The 16,112-nt window shown below is 39.9% G+C and carries 13 protein-coding genes; 7 read left to right on the forward strand and 6 right to left on the reverse strand.

The window, feature by feature from the left end; translation table 11 throughout:
• Positions 1 to 7: 7 nt before the first annotated feature.
• From FBD94_RS04380 to FBD94_RS04400, 5 genes are all read left to right on the forward strand, one after another.
• Positions 8 to 1,600 carry a sialate O-acetylesterase gene (locus tag FBD94_RS04380; RefSeq protein ID WP_131606975.1) on the forward strand — a complete coding sequence of 531 codons (1,593 nt, stop codon included), beginning with the start codon at positions 8 to 10 and terminating at the stop codon, positions 1,598 to 1,600.
• 41 nt (positions 1,601 to 1,641) lie between these two features.
• Positions 1,642 to 2,985 (forward strand): DUF4380 domain-containing protein, encoded by a 1,344-nt coding sequence (locus tag FBD94_RS04385; RefSeq protein WP_131606973.1) that lies wholly within the window; start codon positions 1,642 to 1,644, stop codon positions 2,983 to 2,985.
• A complete protein-coding gene (locus tag FBD94_RS04390) occupies positions 2,975 to 4,222 on the forward strand; it encodes an MFS transporter (RefSeq protein ID WP_131606971.1) in 1,248 nt (415 codons plus the stop codon). Before FBD94_RS04385 ends, FBD94_RS04390 begins: the two co-directional genes overlap by 11 nt.
• Entirely contained in the window at positions 4,219 to 5,157 is a 939-nt protein-coding gene (locus tag FBD94_RS04395) for a glycoside hydrolase family 16 protein (protein WP_131606969.1), read from the forward strand. The genes FBD94_RS04390 and FBD94_RS04395 overlap by 4 nt, the downstream gene beginning before the upstream one ends.
• Positions 5,158 to 5,266: 109 nt before the next feature.
• On the forward strand, positions 5,267 to 6,109 hold the full coding sequence (locus FBD94_RS04400; RefSeq protein WP_136879269.1) for a hypothetical protein: 843 nt from the start codon (positions 5,267 to 5,269) through the stop codon (positions 6,107 to 6,109).
• On the opposite strand, the gene FBD94_RS04405 is transcribed toward FBD94_RS04400, so the two are convergent.
• Together FBD94_RS04405 and FBD94_RS04410 are read right to left on the reverse strand one after the other, a co-directional pair.
• Complete coding sequence (locus FBD94_RS04405) at positions 6,102 to 6,452, reverse strand: hypothetical protein (RefSeq protein ID WP_136879270.1); 351 nt, start codon at positions 6,450 to 6,452, stop codon at positions 6,102 to 6,104. The two genes, FBD94_RS04400 and FBD94_RS04405, sit on opposite strands and share 8 nt — an antisense overlap.
• A 37-nt stretch (positions 6,453 to 6,489) precedes the next feature.
• Entirely contained in the window at positions 6,490 to 7,269 is a 780-nt protein-coding gene (locus FBD94_RS04410) for a DUF4846 domain-containing protein (protein WP_136879271.1), read from the reverse strand.
• Between the two features lie 52 nt (positions 7,270 to 7,321).
• Here FBD94_RS04410 and FBD94_RS04415 point away from each other — a divergent pair, with 52 nt between their 5' ends.
• Complete coding sequence (locus FBD94_RS04415; RefSeq protein WP_235884371.1) at positions 7,322 to 9,517, forward strand: polysaccharide lyase family 8 super-sandwich domain-containing protein; 2,196 nt, start codon at positions 7,322 to 7,324, stop codon at positions 9,515 to 9,517.
• Positions 9,518 to 9,535: 18 nt separating this feature from the next.
• Here the strand turns inward: FBD94_RS04415 and FBD94_RS04420 are convergent, their stop codons facing one another.
• The gene (locus FBD94_RS04420) at positions 9,536 to 10,912 is read right to left on the reverse strand and encodes an FAD-binding oxidoreductase (RefSeq protein WP_136879272.1); all 1,377 of its coding nucleotides are present in this window, start codon (positions 10,910 to 10,912) and stop codon (positions 9,536 to 9,538) included.
• A 187-nt stretch (positions 10,913 to 11,099) separates the two neighbouring features.
• On the opposite strand from FBD94_RS04420, the gene FBD94_RS04425 reads away from it, so the two are divergent.
• A complete protein-coding gene (locus tag FBD94_RS04425; RefSeq protein WP_131606960.1) occupies positions 11,100 to 11,960 on the forward strand; it encodes an ROK family protein in 861 nt (286 codons plus the stop codon).
• A gap of 91 nt (positions 11,961 to 12,051) precedes the next feature.
• On the opposite strand, the gene FBD94_RS04430 is transcribed toward FBD94_RS04425, so the two are convergent.
• From FBD94_RS04430 to FBD94_RS04440, 3 genes are all read right to left on the reverse strand, one after another.
• Positions 12,052 to 13,323, reverse strand: a complete 1,272-nt coding sequence (locus FBD94_RS04430; protein WP_205945192.1) for a glycoside hydrolase family 71/99-like protein — start codon at positions 13,321 to 13,323, stop codon at positions 12,052 to 12,054.
• 39 nt (positions 13,324 to 13,362) lie between these two features.
• Complete coding sequence (locus FBD94_RS04435) at positions 13,363 to 14,352, reverse strand: family 43 glycosylhydrolase (protein WP_131606958.1); 990 nt, start codon at positions 14,350 to 14,352, stop codon at positions 13,363 to 13,365.
• Between the two features lie 68 nt (positions 14,353 to 14,420).
• The gene (locus tag FBD94_RS04440) at positions 14,421 to 16,046 is read right to left on the reverse strand and encodes a hypothetical protein (protein WP_131606956.1); all 1,626 of its coding nucleotides are present in this window, start codon (positions 16,044 to 16,046) and stop codon (positions 14,421 to 14,423) included.
• Positions 16,047 to 16,112: the final 66 nt, after the last annotated feature.

Here is a 16,112-nt window from a genome sequence, read left to right on the forward strand (position 1 = left end):
TATACTTATGAAGATGATTAGGTTAACGTTTTTTAATATCATTGCTTTTGTATGGATTTTGACAACAGGTCAGGTTCAAGCGGCCATCGTATTGCCCCAGCTGGTGGGCGATAATATGATCATTCAAAGAGACATTAAAATACCCATTTGGGGTTGGGCTGCTGCAGGCGAGAAGATCTCCGTAAATTTTAAAAATGAAAGTTACAGTGCTGTAGCGGGAGCCGATGGTAAATGGGCTGTAACGTTAAAGGAGAGCCTACATGGAGGACCTTATCTGATGACTATTGAAGGTGCTGCCGAGGTACTTAAGATCAAGAATATCTTGATTGGGGATGTTTGGATCTGCTCGGGACAATCCAATATGGCTTTCAACTTTAACGCCCTTAAATCGTTGTACCCTGATGATGCAGCGATTAGAAATAGTTATGATCAGGAAATAGCAGCGTCTGCAAATGACAATATTCGCCAGATTATAGTGAATCGCAACTATAGTGCTGCGCCCCAAAGTACAGTAAAAATGACAGGATGGAAGATTGCAGGGCCAAATACTATCATGTCATTTAGTTCCGTAGCTTATTTCTTTGCAAAGCATTTGTATGAAAAATATAATGTCCCAATCGGATTGATCAACGCTAGTTATGGTGGAACTCCTGCAGAAGCGTGGATGAGTGCAGATGCATTGAAAAAGTTTCCTCAATTTTCGAAAACAATCCGTTTTTTGAAGGATACGGCTGCCCTAACAAGTAAAGTGATTTTATATAAGGAGCGGATGGCGGCCTGGGACAGTAAAACAGACAAAAAAGAGAATGAGGTAAGACCCAGAGCATATGAGGCAGCTGTGTTACCGACCGTATTGTTCAATGCGATGATCAATCCGATTATCTCTTATGGAATTAAGGGTGTTGTATGGTACCAGGGCGAAAATAATCAACTTCGGGGGTATGAATATCGCGATCTTTTTCCTGCATTAATCAACGATTGGCGATCGAGATGGGGACAAGGTAACTTCCCTTTTGTTTATCAACAACTGGTTAATTTTAAAGAGGTATCAAAAGTACCAGCGGAGGCTTATTGGGCTGAGTTAAGGGAAGCCCAATTGATGAGTTTGTCGAAACAGGCTAATACTGCCATGGCTGTAGGTATCGACCTGGGGATTGCCAATAATATTCATCCGCCAAATAAAAAGGATGTAGGCGAACGTTTGGCGCTTGCTGCAATGAAAATTGCCTATAAAGAAACCGATTTGGTGACTTCTGGTCCTTTGTATCGATCGATGCGCGTCGATAACGATAAAATCATCATTAGTTTCAGCAATATTGGTCAGGGCTTAGCTGCCAAGGGGGGAGGTGCTTTAAAGTACTTTTCGATAGCCGGTGCGGATAAGAAATTTGTTTGGGCTTCAGCAGTAATCAAGGGTAACCAGGTGATTGTATCCAGCGAGCAGATACCTGATCCGGTAGCGGTAAGATATGCCTGGGCAAACAATCCTGAGGGCTGTAACCTGACTAATATAGAAGGTTTACCGGCATCGCCATTTCGTACAGATAACTGGCCAGGACTTTCGGCCAAAACAGTATATGTAAATAATGATATTCCATAATTTTTCAATTGAAAACACACATAAAATTACCAGAATAGAGCATGTCAAAGCAAAATATTAAATATAAAGGTTGGGATGTTATTGCCTTGAAAAACAAATGGATGACTGTTTGTGTGGCGCCTAATTTGGGCGGAAGGATTATCCAATTGGGATTGATGGAAGAGGAATTGCTTTTCAATAATGTAAATCTTCATGGAGTCGATATTGCTTCGGCTGGGTTTAAAGAAAAAACCAATTGGCTAAACTTTGGCGGAGAAAAAATATGGCCGGCTCCCCAGGGATGGGATTCCGAGCAGCAGTGGCCAGGGCCACCTGATGTTATTTTGGATGGCGGTTTTTATAGTGTTTCTACAGATAGTTCCGATTCTACAGCAGGAGATCAAGTGAGTTTAAAGAGTGACGTTGACCCTTATACCGGTTTGCAAATCCTTAAAGATATTACGCTTTCCGAGGATTCTTCCAAAATTTTGGTTAAAGCAACTTTTATTAATAAAAGCAATAAAGCTAAAGTATGGTCTATATGGCCGGTTATTCAATTGGATACTCCTGATATCACTACCATAGATAGATATAAGATCATCTGCCCGTTAAATCCAAAAAGTAAGTTCAAAGATGGATTTCAGGTCATGCATGGATTGGTGAACAACCCACAATACAAGGTTAACAGTTCGGGTAATTTTCAAGTAACTAATCAGTATTTGGTTGGGAAAGTAGGTTTGGACACTGATGCAAACTGGGTTGCATTTTGTGATAAGAAAAGGGGCAATGTGTTGATTGCAACATTTGAATATGATAAGAAAGCTATTTATCCTGAGGATACTTCTGTTCAGATATGGGTACAGGGTAAAGGACTGGTGTACTCCAGAAATAGGGTTAATGAATATTTCGAAGATCCCAGTAAGAATTTTCCATATATGGAAATAGAATTATTGTCTCCACTATTTGAAATGCAACCTGATAGTCAGATGACGTTCGAATATCAAATGCTCTTGTGCAAGATTCCGGAAGAAACTGAGGTCGTCACAAAGAACGATGTCGGAGTAATCAGCTCATTTATGACGATCGATGTAAGTGGCAGTTGCATTCAGATTAAAGGTAAATATGGAGTTTTTAAGGAAGGTGTTTTGAAACTGTTTTTAAATAATGATAATGCAGATACCATGTTGGGGAGGGAACCATTGATAGAACTAAAGGTGTCTCCAGCAAACGGTATCCACTTAGCTGTCGAACTTTCTGAAGCGCTTGGTTTTGATGGAAATGAAGCGAGTTTGTCATTGCAGTTTTTTGATTTAAATAACACCTATTGTGGCGATTTAGATCAATGTACGCTGTTGAGCAGGAATAAAGAAATCAAAAACAATAAGGAAAAGACATATGAAAAGTAACACAAATTTTTATAAATGGGAATTGCTGATCTGGTTGTGGCTGGCTTTTTTCTTTAATCAGGCAGATCGGCAGATCTTTAATATCTTATTGCCATTGATTAAAATTGATCTACAGTTAACTGACGTTCAATTAGGGCTGATCAGTTCACTCTTCATACTGGTGATTGGTATTTTTATTCCAATAGCAGGCGTAGTGGGGGATATGTTTAGTAAGAAAAGGATTATCTGGATCAGTGTGCTATTCTGGAGTATCGCCACCTTATTGACCGGGGCAAGTACTGGTTTGATTCATTTGATCTTATTCAGGAGCATTGCAGTAGGCGGGGGTGAAGCTTTTTATGCGCCCTCAGCAAATGCATTAATTGGGGAATATCATAAAAAAACAAGGGCATTGGCCATGTCCGTTCATCAGACTTCATTGTATGCTGGTGTTATTTTGAGCGGTACCCTGGGTGGTTTGATTGCGCAATGGTATGGTTGGAAATTTGCATTTTATATTTTTGGTGGGACGGGAATTGTATTGGCTGCCTTACTGGCCTGGAGAATAAAATCAGTCCAGCTTATCAACACCGTTTCCACAAATCATGTCGGTGCTGGTTTTATAAAAGAAGCGGTTTTAGCATTGTTCAAAAAACCGACAGCTATATTATTGGGGATCGCATTCGCTTGTCTTGTATTTGTAAATGTTGCTTACTTAACCTGGATGCCTACCTTTTTACACGAGAAATTTAAGCTATCTATTGTGGAAGCCGGTTTTTCCTCCATGTTTTACCATCATATATTTGCCTTTGCAGGTGTTATTTTTGGCGGATGGTGCTCTGATAAATTCGCACTAAAATCAAGTGGTAACCGGTTAATTATTCAATCAGTTGGTCTGCTACTGGGAGCGCCTTTTATATTCGCAATGGGGCAAGCCCAAAGTGCATCTTATACCTACGTCATGCTTGCTGCTTTTGGCTTTTGCAGAGGTATTTATGAAGCCAATACTTACACCACCTTATTTTCAGTAATTGAGCCTCAATATAGATCAACATCTGTTGGCATCATATCTATGTTCGCTTTTATTACTGGCGCAATTGCCCCGGTACTTTTAGGTTATTTAAAACCGGGCATGGGACTCTCCAATGGGTTGTCTTCTTTATCTACTGCCTATTTAATTGGTGGAGTACTGATTTTAGTTGCCTTGATTAAGTTTTATAAACGAGATGTAATCTCAACTAATCCTCAGGAATTATGAAAGTAATATATAATGAAATTTATAAACAAGAAAATAACAATATGAATATGTTTAAGATTAAAATAATTGCACTTGTATTAATGAGCTTTTCCTTCGTTTTTGAGGGGTACACGCAAGACAATAAACCATTTAAAGGCACTGGCGAAGGTGAAAGCCAACTTCCTTCAGGTAAAAACTGGAAACTGGTCTGGAGTGATGAGTTTGATGGAAAAAAACTGGATCGGAGTAAATGGGATTTCCGTTTACATATTATGCAAACGCGACATGAAACCTGGACCGATGATGCGGTGGAGCTTGACGGAAAAGGACATTTGATGATGAAATTGTATGAAAAGAATGGTCAGTACTTTTCATCTCAGATACAAACTGGACGCAACTTTATGGATGTGCCGGGTAATCAATATGGAAAAACGAAACTGGCCTGGCCCATTGCTGAGCTGGAACCTGCTAAGTTTTTACACAAATACGGATACTATGAAGTCCGTTGTAAGTTGCCTACTCAGGAAGGTTGGTGGGCAGCCTTTTGGTTACAATCACCCGTTATAGGCAGTACATTGGATCCTGCTGATTCTGGAGTTGAAGTTGACATTATGGAGAACTTTACGCGGGATGGAATTATTAGTCAAAACGTTCATTGGAATGGCTACGGTAAAAACCATAAGCACAAGGGAACCGGCAAATTGAAAATGAAACCTAGTGATAACGAGTTTCATACATTTGGGGTCCACTGGAGTCCAGAAGGTTATATATTTTATATGGATGGTAAAGAATCATGGAGAGTTTCAGATCCAGTTTCACACCGTGAACAGTTTATTTTGCTATCAACAGAATGTAATGGATACCGTGAAGGTGCACCTGCTGATATACTTAAAAAGGCGCTGCTTCCAGATTATTTTATTGTGGATTATGTTAGGGTTTATGACGAAGTAAAATAAAGAAATGGATGCTATGTATTGGCACTGAATTAATAGCTAATGGTGTTTGGTGAGTTTTATTTGATTATTGATACAGTATTCCCAAAGGTGAAAATTCGTAACTTTAATTATGATGAAACCACTGATCACCTCGTTATTTTTTCTTTTGATCTTTATCACTTGTTCTGCTAATGCCCAGCACTTAAAAATACCTCAACGCCCTGTAAATGCTTTAAGGGGTTCTGCATTTGTCGCTACAATCCGTGACTCCATGCTTTCTCCTGTCGAGCGCGAAAGGTTGATGCTAAAAGAGGTGGGACAGGGAAATGTGCCAGATTTTTACCGTAACTTTTTGCCTGTCATAGCTACCGCTACTATTGAAGGAAAGCTGTTTACCATTAAATATTTTGTAGCCCCAGATTACCTGGTTATTGGTTCCGATGATGATTATTTTTATTCGCCATTAACAGCGGCAGCAGCACAAAAGATAGCGGACAAGCTGAACTGTAGTCTTCCAACCCGAAAAATGTCTAACCGGATTTACCAGTCTGCCATTTTTAAATTAACACCCGAGCCTATTCCACCTTCAATGCGTATGATCACTGTTCCAGTGTTCGAAGATCACAATGGGCTGGTACATCAACAGCTGGATAGGATAGGAGCAAAGCCAGGTAGTCTTGTTGCTGGAAATAAAAAGGACGTAGTCATATCGAATAAAATTACAGCTGCGGATGGGAGCTTAAGCGTAGTTATTTACGGCTGGCATAAGCCAGACGGTAAGGCTATTCAGCCTCTGTATAACGGCCATAAATATGATTGGGTGGATTACAGCCATGGCATCAGATTAGTACAGAATCAGGTTTACTTGAATGGACGTAAAACCACCATCAAAAAAATATTGAAGTCAAAAACGCTTCATGTGCTGCTATCTGATGAAGGTGTTATTCGTATGCCAAAGTATCCGGTTAACTAACCATAATTGTTAATTCCACTCCGGTTAAGCAGTAAAAAAGATTTTGAAGTTGGTGAACGTATTCTAACTTATAATCTAACATGGCAATTTCGCCGTCCATAGGTTGAAAATCTTCACTTAATACAAACTGATGCCCATTTTTCTTCTCCAGAACATAAGTAGTCTCCATACCTTCATCGTATTCAAACTCGAATTTCTCAAAGCCAAATTTACTTAGCCATTCTTCAGATAACCGTATTGGTTCCATTAATCCAGAAGAATCAATGTCAGATCCATAAGGTATTTGCTCTGGGTGTCCATGGTCTAATGTATAATTCCCTATTCGTAGTTCGCTCGAGTCCATATTCAATTATTTCTGCGCAAAAATAGGATAATATTCCTTATGGCCAGCGATAAAGCGAGCCGGCTCGAAAAACCCATTCTGGGGTCTTCAATTCAGTTCCGAATTTATGACTATACCAAGGGCTGATGGATAGGGGATTTTTGAGTATATGAATGTTTTGAGCAGGCATATAGCTCTGTGCTAAAAGGAAACGCTTCTCTCCAGCAGCATTTATAGCTAGATCCATTACGATCACCGCATGACCAGGAGAACCTCCTTGCAGAAACACATCACCAGCAACAATATCATCCGGATGTGTTACCGGCTTCAATTGTTTACTTAAGGATAAAGTGCCGGCAAAGCTAAATACAGTTTGTAGATAGTTGTCAAAAGCAGCTCGATCATCAGAAACGCCTGTAGATTTCAGCTTCTGCAATTTTTGTTGTCGCAGTACAAAACGGTAACCTTGTCGCCAGGAAGTATAATCCATAGGCGTACCATCTGTTGCCAGGAAAACAATCTTTGCATATTGCTTTTTAGCATATAGCCATTCCGCGTAAAGGCGCATAACAGCATCAGCACATTGCTGTAAGTCCCTTTTTCCAATACTAATGTCTAACACGGCGTATTGTGCTTGCTGATTCCGCTTTTTCTCGCCATTAAAAAGGTACACTGTATTGTCTTTTTTAAGCTTCGTATGCCGCAACCAGTAAGAAAATGAACCAGCTGTTGCATTCACCCGCTTAAAATGTGCCGGACTGGGGATATTCCCGATCTGCTGAGCAAAGCCTTGCAGAAACAGAAAAGTTAGCATATAGCTGAGGGATAGTGCTTTCATATTATTACCGAAAGTTAAGATTTTATTCTGTTAAAACTTATATTCGCTAAACATGATGAAACCTATATTTTTAGCCTTTTTATTTACACTCGCCGCAAGCTTTTTTAACAATGTCGAAGCTCAATCTGATGTGGTATTCCATACAATATTACAACGGGTTCACCAAGAGCAAATAGATGAAGTGCAAGATGTCAAGCAACTAGATCAACAAGTCAAGGATAACCTTTCAGATTTGAATTTAGAGACTGGAAAATACGAATCATTAGATTATACTGATCATAAACGAATCAATCCAAGTTGGGTACCTGTATTGGAAAAAATAAGAACCATGACCTTGGCCTACTCACATGTTAAAAGCGGCTATTATGGAGATAAAAAGGTTTGGGAAGCCATCAATAAAAGCCTGAAATATTTTACAAGCCATAAACCCTTGCCGTATTGTGACAACTGGTATCAACAAGGCATTACACGTCCACAATCTTTAGCGCTGAGCTTAATCAATATGAAGTTTGCTGCGTTACCTTTAGATAGTCTGGTCGCAAAAAAAACACTTGCAGTGATTTGTAAGGATACTGCGATCACGAGCAATGGCCGAAATAATCCCATGCACAAATTTAACTTTGGAGCCAATAAAACGCAGATCGCCATGGGCTGGATCTTTATGGGCGCGCTATCAGGGAATGAAAAAATGGTGGAGTTAGGCGCTAAGGAAGCCTATTTGCCTATTCAGTGTACAACCGGAGAGGGGATTCAATATGATCTTTCCTATGATATGCATTATGGGTATTTATATAATGGCGGTTATGGGACAGAGTTTATGACTTGTGTGACTAAGTCAGCTGCTTATACTTTGGGAACAAAGTATGCGCTACAAGGAGAAAAACTAGATTTGTTTCGAAAGTTTATACTAGAATCGATATTCGGTGTTATTCGAGGCCAATGGATGGATTGGAATGTACTGGGAAGAGGTATTTCCCGAATTGGGGCGACGCAAAAAGACTACTCGTCCTATCTCGAAAGACTGGAAAAAATTGACCCTCAAGGAAAAGAACAATACAGCAACATACGGAAGAGAATGAAAGGAGAAAAACCTGCGTCCTTTAACCTAAAACCCTTTCACAAGCATTATTGGAATACCGATTACACCGTGCATAGCCGACCTTCATACTTTATGTCTATACATGCGGTATCTAACCGAAAGTATTCTCAGGAAATTGGTAATCTAGAAAATATGAAAGGCTTTTGGGGATCGGAAGGAACGCTGAACCTCCAATTGAAAGGCAATGAATATCACAATATATTTCCTTTGTGGAATTGGGCAAAACTACCGGGCACAACCTTGCCGGATACGCTACCTATTATAAAAGATAAAGCGCCAGGTGTAGGAGACAGGAGGGGTACGCATTCTTTTTCGGGTGGCGTATCGGATGGGCGCTATGGTGTCACAGCTTATATAATGAATAATGACTTGCAAACATCAGCAAAAAAATCATGGTTTATGTTTGATGATGAAATTGTATGTTTAGGCGCTGGTATTACCTCTACACTACCTAATCGGGTCAGTACGACTTTAAATCAGGCGATTCTTTCAGAAAATGGGCTGACCTTAAGTACCGGTAGTCGCGTTGTACCTTATAAAAAAGACCTCCATCTAACTTTTAATGATCAGGTGGACTGGGTACTACATGATCACGTGGGGTACCTCTTTCCTCAAAAAGGCAAAGTATATTTATCTGCCGAAAAAAGGGTTAGTGATTGGAGTGAGATTAGTATGGGTGGTGAAGAAGCCAATAAAAAAATAGAAGATAAATCTGTTTTCCAATTAACCTTGCAGCACGGCATTCGACCTGGAAATGGAAAGTATGTCTATATTTTGTTGCCGGGTATCGAAAGTCCAACAGCGATGAAACAGTACTTGAAAAAGAAAAATGTGATAATCAAATCCAATACAGAAAACCTTCAAGCAGTATATCATCGCGGATTGAAACTATGGCAAATGGTGTTTTATGTTGATGGTGCTCAGTTTGATGATGAACAAGTCAAAATATCAACAGATGTTCCAGCAGTATTGATGCTCAGGAAATCACAAACGGGGAAATATCAACTCCATGCTGCAGATCCTTCCCATCTTCATAAGACCCTAAATGTTAAGATCAAGATAAAAGGATTGGCCGATACCAAAATGATTACTTTAGTACTTCCCCAAAAGGAATATGCCGGCCAAACGGTATCTACTATTATAAATTAGTAAGGGTTTCGTTTTCAATTACATTTCAGCGTGTGGTTTTATATTTTGATTCACCCTAAACAAATTATTAAGATCGTACTTGTTCTTAATCTTTACTAACCTTTCATAATTTTCACGGTAAGTAGCTTTCACGCGCTCTTCTCCTTCGTCCATCATAAAATTCACATAAGCACCACCTGCTGAATAAGGATGAACTGCTTCCCAGTACTGTTTAGTCCATGTCGTAATTTTTTCTTTGTTTGCCGGGTCTGGGTCAACACCTACAATTACCATTGCCCATGTAGCATCGCGGTAAGCCCAAGGGGTATCTGTATTGCTAAACCGTGATGCCGCACCATTAATAGGATACAAGTGCATGGTCGAATGCATGGTGGGCAGCTCATTGCCAAACTTGATATGTGCGGTAATTGCTTCATCACTTAATTCTTTCACAAAATCAGCACGCCAATACCATTGCAATCCCGTAGGATATAAACCATCAAACATACTTTGCAAAGCAGGTTGAGGTATGGGACCAACAAAGTCAAGTGCAGGAGTCTTGAAAGCCCTAATGGGTTTAAAGGTTTCTTCTGCGTTTTCCATAGGCCCGGTATAAGCCCATACAATACCGCACATTTTTTTAAGATGAAGATGTTCTGGAAAAGGAGCTACAGGAGGAACGGTGAGGAATGCAAAAAAACCGTTCAAGTCATCTGGAGCATCTTTTATCAGTTCACGATACCATTTCATCACCGCTTCTGCTTCGGTTAATTCGTATAATATAGGCCCACCATATACCATCGATACAGGGTTCAATTTAAATGTAAAAGAAGTCACTACGCCAAAATTTCCACCACCACCTCTCACCGCCCAAAATAAGTCTTGATTTTGATTTTTATTTGCGACAACAAAACTTCCATCAGCCAATACCATATCTACTGAGCGCAGATTATCAATACTCAGACCATATTTACGGGTAAGATAACCAATGCCTCCTCCGGTAGTTAAACCGCCTACACCCGTTGTAGAAATAATCCCGCTAGGTGTTGCCATTCCAAATGCATGCGTGGCATGGTCAACATCTCCCCAAGTGCATCCTCCACCTACCACGATAGTTTTTTCCTGTAGATCAATACGAGTATATTTCATCAAAGAAAGATCAATCACCAATCCATTTTCACAAATACCTAAACCGCCGGCATTGTGTCCGCCACTGCGAATGGAAAGCAGTATATTATTTTCTCTGGCAAAATTCACTGATTGTATCACATCCGCCACATCCATACAACGGGCAATCATCTGTGGATGCTTGCTGATCATTGCATTATACACCTTGCGGGCCTCATCATATTCCTTATCTTGAGGTTCTATTAAACCGCCTCTCAAACTTTCCCTAAATTCCTTAATAGTTACCATACCATATTCTTTAAATAATCCTAGGACTATTAAATTTAGGTTTTTTTTGTGTGAAACCCTGTTTACATTTTTACAACAGAGCCATAGGTTTTTTTATTGAAATTCGGCCCCTGTTAATCATTTATTAAACATTTATTAAGGCTCGGATTATAAGTTTGGAGAATGATAACAACCAAATAGAAACTAGATGAAAAAAATAGCATTAGGAGTAGACATAGGCGGATCTCACATTACAGCGGCATTGATAGATCTGGAACAAAAGGTGGAAATCGAGGATACCTGGTCAAGGAGTAGAATTCAGTCGGATGGAAGTGCCGAAGAGATCATTAACGCCTGGGCAGAGACACTTAACCAAGCAAGCAATGGATATGATCTTAAATCGTTGAAGATTAATATCGCGATGCCGGGACCTATGAATTATAAAAACGGCATTTGTAAGATTAAAGATCAGGATAAATATAAAACATTGTACGGTTTGAATCTTAAGCAGTTGTTGGCCAGTCGACTGGGTATATCGCCTTCAGCTATTCATTTTATGAATGATGCTGCATGTTTTCTAAAAGGAGAGGTATTTAGTGGAAGTTTGAAAGGTTATGACCATGCTATTGGTTTGACATTGGGAACTGGCTTGGGGACATCTTATATGCTAGATGGAAAGGTAAAGGACTCCGGATTATGGAACATGCCATTTTTAAAAGGAATCGCAGAAGATTATATTTCTACAAGGTGGTTCGTTAAACGATTTGCTGAGCTCAATGGAACGGCTATAAAAGACGTAAAAGACCTGGTTGATAATCATGTTGGCACAGCTCATTTTGAAACTATTTTTGCAGAATTTAGCCTCAATCTAGCTAATTTTATCCATAAATTTATTCGAAAAGATATGCCTTTAGCTGTAGTGCTGGGTGGGAATATAGTCAATGCTGAGCCCTATTTTGTACAAGATACACGAAAACACCTTGCCGAAATAATGGGCTATAGTTTTCCTGTAAAAAGATCGGCGCTAGGAGAGAAGGCTGCGCTATTAGGAGCCGCATCTTGGCAATAAAAACAAAAAAAGACTGTCCATAAAGGTATGCTCAACGTCACATTACCTTTTTGGACAGCCTGCGGTTAATTGAAAAACTGTTCTGTAACCCTTACAGTGTTGGTTTTGTCGGACGGGTTGCTGTCAGTGAAATCTCGCCCCTGAACATTTTCGCCCCATCACCTGAAAGTCTTAAATAGTAATCAGAAGAGCAAGGAGTGCCATCTTCATCTAGCGTTACAAAATTGGAGCCTGCAGGAATGTAAGCTGAGGTTTCCGCAGTCTTAGCAATCTGGTTTCCTTCATTATATTCGTCAAACATAGAGATATAAAGGCCATTCACGCTTATACTTTTCATGTTGTAAAACTGCCTCCACATAAAGTCGCCGTGCAGACGTTGGTGCTCCTGTAAATCACCCGGCAATACACAAGGTTGATAATCGATCCCATTGGCCTTGCAATAAGCCATATCTGGCATATTAATAGTCCTGAACTTATTGTCAATTTCATTGATGGTGCCGATTCTTCCGATCATCCAGGGGGATATCATATCCAAGGTTTTATAGGTATTGAGAAAGGCAGGCCTGGAATCGCTGTTTTGTGTCCGCCAGTTTGTAGGCACCCCACCGATTACATAACATCCTTTACTTTTAAACCAGTTGATCACATCCAGACAAGCGGCGGCAGTAAAAGGGTGGTTGTTATCACTAAAACCAAATCCCCAGATACAGATAACAGGTTTCCCGTTTTGTTTTGCGTAGGCTGAAGAGGAAGTATAGGCAGACATTTTATTGGTCCAGTCTGTTTTTATTTCCGATTGCATGTTCATCCAGCCACTGATGTCGTACATGATGTAAAACTTTCTTCCGTGTAGCTCTGCTGCTGTTTTTACTTTTACAGTTATGGCATCGCGAATAGGTCCTTCAATTCCGTTTGGATTAAAACGCTGAAGAGCAGCAACATCAAGTCCATTCTGTTTCATCCATAAAAACTGTGTATTTACGGTCTGGTCATTATAGGATGAAAATAGTTTTGCAGGCTGACCATTGCCAAGGTTTGCGAAAGATGTGGCATAAGTACTGGTATATTCACGGACATCAGGCCATGACTTTATTCCTGAGTTGTTTGTTCCAGGTGATTTAGCCCAGTCCTGTGTCCAATGCCACCAGGCATTGATCGGAGAACCATCCCCGTTTGCCGCAAACCAGCCCTGGTAACCAACAGTTACCTTACCCACTACATCGCCAGGAGGCGAAGGCGTGATGTCTATTTCCTCTCCCGGTTTATCCGGCGTTTCCGGCGAATTACTTTTACTTTTAGAACAGCTGCTCATTACCGTAAATATGGCAATGAAGGCTAGTATGTTAAGTTTTTGCGTGTTCATTATTCAGGTGTTTAGATTATTCATGATACTTGCAAGTATTTATTTTGTAATTCCGGTTGTTGGAACTACTTTTTTTATCGTGCCATCGGCATTGTAATAAAGCTTATCTACACAGATTGACCTTAACCAATCGTGATTGGAAAGTGAGCTGTTATGATAAAATGAATACCACTGGCCTTTGTATTTTACAATAGAGCCATGATTGGTATAGCTGTCTGTTGGATCCATATAGATTCCCTCACTTTTCCATGGGCCTAAAGGACTTTTGCTGGTCGCATAACGCATCCTGTTGTCTCCGCTAACCCCATCCTTCATATTGTCATCATGGTTATCAGAGTAGGATAGGTAATAGATGCCATCTTTTTTATGTATCCATGAGGCTTCATGGAAATCCGTTAAGCCTTCCATCTTTATCATCTCTCCATCTATTTCCATCATGTTGTCTTTTAGTTTTCCTGCTTCGCAGGTACCGCCGCCGCCATAATAGAAATACGCCTGCCCATCGTCATCCACAAATACACAAGGATCAATCATTGGTTTAAGACCGTCAATGTATCCTTTAACCTCAAACCCACTGGCCGGATTTTTACTGGTAGCTACACCGATTTTCCAGGTGGCGTTCCATTCTGTTCCTGAGGGATGAGGAAAGTAGAAATAGTAAGTGCCGTTTTTATAAGCACAATCAGGTGCCCACATAAAACCACCTTCCTTTCTTCCCCATGGTACCTGACTTGAATTTAAAATTTCTCCATGATCTTTCCAGTTCTCCATATCATCAGTCGAAAAAACATGGTATCTGTCCATTAGATCACATCCCTGAGGCGGAGCAATGTCATGCGAAGCATAAATGTATAGCCTACCATCTGCCCAAACGTGTGCGGAAGGGTCGGCCGTATACATCTGCGTAATGAAGGGATTTCTAAGCTTTGCGTTTGAAATCTTTTTCTGAGCGTTGCAAACCGTTGTAAATAAGATGAATATTGTTGCTAATATAATGGCTGGTAAATATGTTTTTAACAATTTAAGCATATCATTTGTGGTATTAAAAAGGCAGAGAAACATCGTTCTCTGCCTTTAATGGTTTAAAAAAAATGGTACTAAGGTTTCATCACAAATTTAAGGTCATCTATTCCGGTAAGGACATCTTCATGGGTTTTATCTTTTGTGAAGAAGAAGATACGGAAGTGGTTTATGGCTTTATAATCTGCTCCGCCATCTCCTGACTTATTAGATTTATCCAAATCGAGTGTAATCTCATTCCATCCATTCTTTAACGATGGCAGTAATGGCGTAATGTCCCAGGCGGATTCTTTTTCATCAGATTTGCCTGAGCTTGTGATCTCAATTGAGCCATCTGCTTTAAGTGCCGATACATCAGAAATGTACCACCAGAATTTGAATTGCCCGTTAGCTTCAGTAACACCTGAATTTACTGGTACAGTTGTATCCTTGATGAACTGCATAAAGTCATCACCTTTTTTGATCGTATTTTTTAAGAATCCGGCACCTTCCTTAGGTTTAGGATTAGTGGCCTCAATCACAGGTTCTCCAACAGTCTGCCAACCATCTTTTAAGTCTGCGTTATCGAGAAAAACAGCATCAGGAAGAGGAATTCCGTTAAATTTAATACCATCTATACCAATATCAATCCCATCTTCTCCTGTTTGTAAAAACATGCGGAAATAATTAATCGCAGCAAGGTTTACAGGCCCATTAGTTATTGCAGCATCCCTGATATTTAATTTTACTTCATTCCATGCTCCAGGTTTTAAGTTTTTAATAGATACAGGGTCCCAATTGTATTCTTGTTGATCTGCATCTCCTGAACTGGAAATTTCTATTTGGCCATTAAGCGTGGCTGCTTTACTGATATACAACCAGAAAGATAACTGCCCCGTTAGCTTTGTTAATTTAGTATCCACTGGTGTGTTGAATTTCTTTTTAAAGTGTAGATATCCAGCATCAGGATGTGTTTTACCAAAGATTGAACCCGTTCCTTCTTTTTTCTTTGTGACATCTATAACTCCTGTCCCTCCGGAAACTTCCCATCCGGTTAGGTTATCGCAATTGTCAAGATATAAAGATGGGCCTTCAGGTGGAGCTTCGGATAATCTAACATAGTCAATAATAACCTTGTTTTCTTCAGTTGCTTTGGCAGTTGTGATGATGTACATCCGGAACCACTTGATCGTACTCAAATCGGCTCCACCGCCATCTGCAGTGGCATTACTAATTTTTAGTTTTACCTCATTCCATCCTGGTTTAAGCCCTAGTCCTGGTACATCCCAATGAAATTCCTGTTGGTCAGATTGTCCTGAACTGGTGATTTCAATTTGCCCTTCCTTAATGGAGAGTGGTTTCTCCACATATAACCAGAAGGATAGCTGTGCTTTGTCTGCTGTAAGCTTACTATTTACGGGAGTACTTAATCTTTTTATAAAGTGTAGATAATCGTCGCCTACCTTAAATTTTCCTCCAACAGCGCCTTCACCTTCTTTTTTAGTTACGGTTTCTATTACACCTGTTCCTCCTGAAACCTCCCATTCGTCAAGCTTATCAGCATTATCCAAAAGGACTAAAGTCGGATCTACCGGTTCTGGTATTACCGGCTCTGGTACTATACCACTAGTGTCTCTGGAACTATATTCTTCTTTTTTACAGCTGGCAAATGTAAGTGCCAGTGTAAAAATGAAGCATGCCATCATTATTTTTACTAGTTTCATTTCTTTTAGGTTTAAGTTTGTTGATTTGGTCTATTGTTAAACTCTATTAAATCTTTACTAAATTTT

It is taken from the genome of Pedobacter hiemivivus (assembly GCF_005144565.1).
In the GTDB taxonomy this organism is placed as follows: domain Bacteria; phylum Bacteroidota; class Bacteroidia; order Sphingobacteriales; family Sphingobacteriaceae; genus Pedobacter; species Pedobacter hiemivivus.

Coding starts and splice junctions, on each gene's coding strand:
- FBD94_RS04415 (WP_235884371.1), top strand. CDS start 7,322: ATGATGAAACCTATATTTTTAGCCTTTTTATTTACACTCGCCGCAAGC.
- FBD94_RS04380 (WP_131606975.1), top strand. CDS start 8: ATGAAGATGATTAGGTTAACGTTTTTTAATATCATTGCTTTTGTATGG.
- FBD94_RS04395 (WP_131606969.1), top strand. CDS start 4,219: ATGAAAGTAATATATAATGAAATTTATAAACAAGAAAATAACAATATG.
- FBD94_RS04400 (WP_136879269.1), top strand. CDS start 5,267: ATGATGAAACCACTGATCACCTCGTTATTTTTTCTTTTGATCTTTATC.
- FBD94_RS04420 (WP_136879272.1), bottom strand. CDS start 10,912: ATGGTAACTATTAAGGAATTTAGGGAAAGTTTGAGAGGCGGTTTAATA.
- FBD94_RS04440 (WP_131606956.1), bottom strand. CDS start 16,046: ATGAAACTAGTAAAAATAATGATGGCATGCTTCATTTTTACACTGGCA.
- FBD94_RS04430 (WP_205945192.1), bottom strand. CDS start 13,323: ATGAACACGCAAAAACTTAACATACTAGCCTTCATTGCCATATTTACG.
- FBD94_RS04410 (WP_136879271.1), bottom strand. CDS start 7,269: ATGAAAGCACTATCCCTCAGCTATATGCTAACTTTTCTGTTTCTGCAA.
- FBD94_RS04390 (WP_131606971.1), top strand. CDS start 2,975: ATGAAAAGTAACACAAATTTTTATAAATGGGAATTGCTGATCTGGTTG.
- FBD94_RS04425 (WP_131606960.1), top strand. CDS start 11,100: ATGAAAAAAATAGCATTAGGAGTAGACATAGGCGGATCTCACATTACA.
- FBD94_RS04435 (WP_131606958.1), bottom strand. CDS start 14,352: ATGCTTAAATTGTTAAAAACATATTTACCAGCCATTATATTAGCAACA.
- FBD94_RS04405 (WP_136879270.1), bottom strand. CDS start 6,452: ATGGACTCGAGCGAACTACGAATAGGGAATTATACATTAGACCATGGA.
- FBD94_RS04385 (WP_131606973.1), top strand. CDS start 1,642: ATGTCAAAGCAAAATATTAAATATAAAGGTTGGGATGTTATTGCCTTG.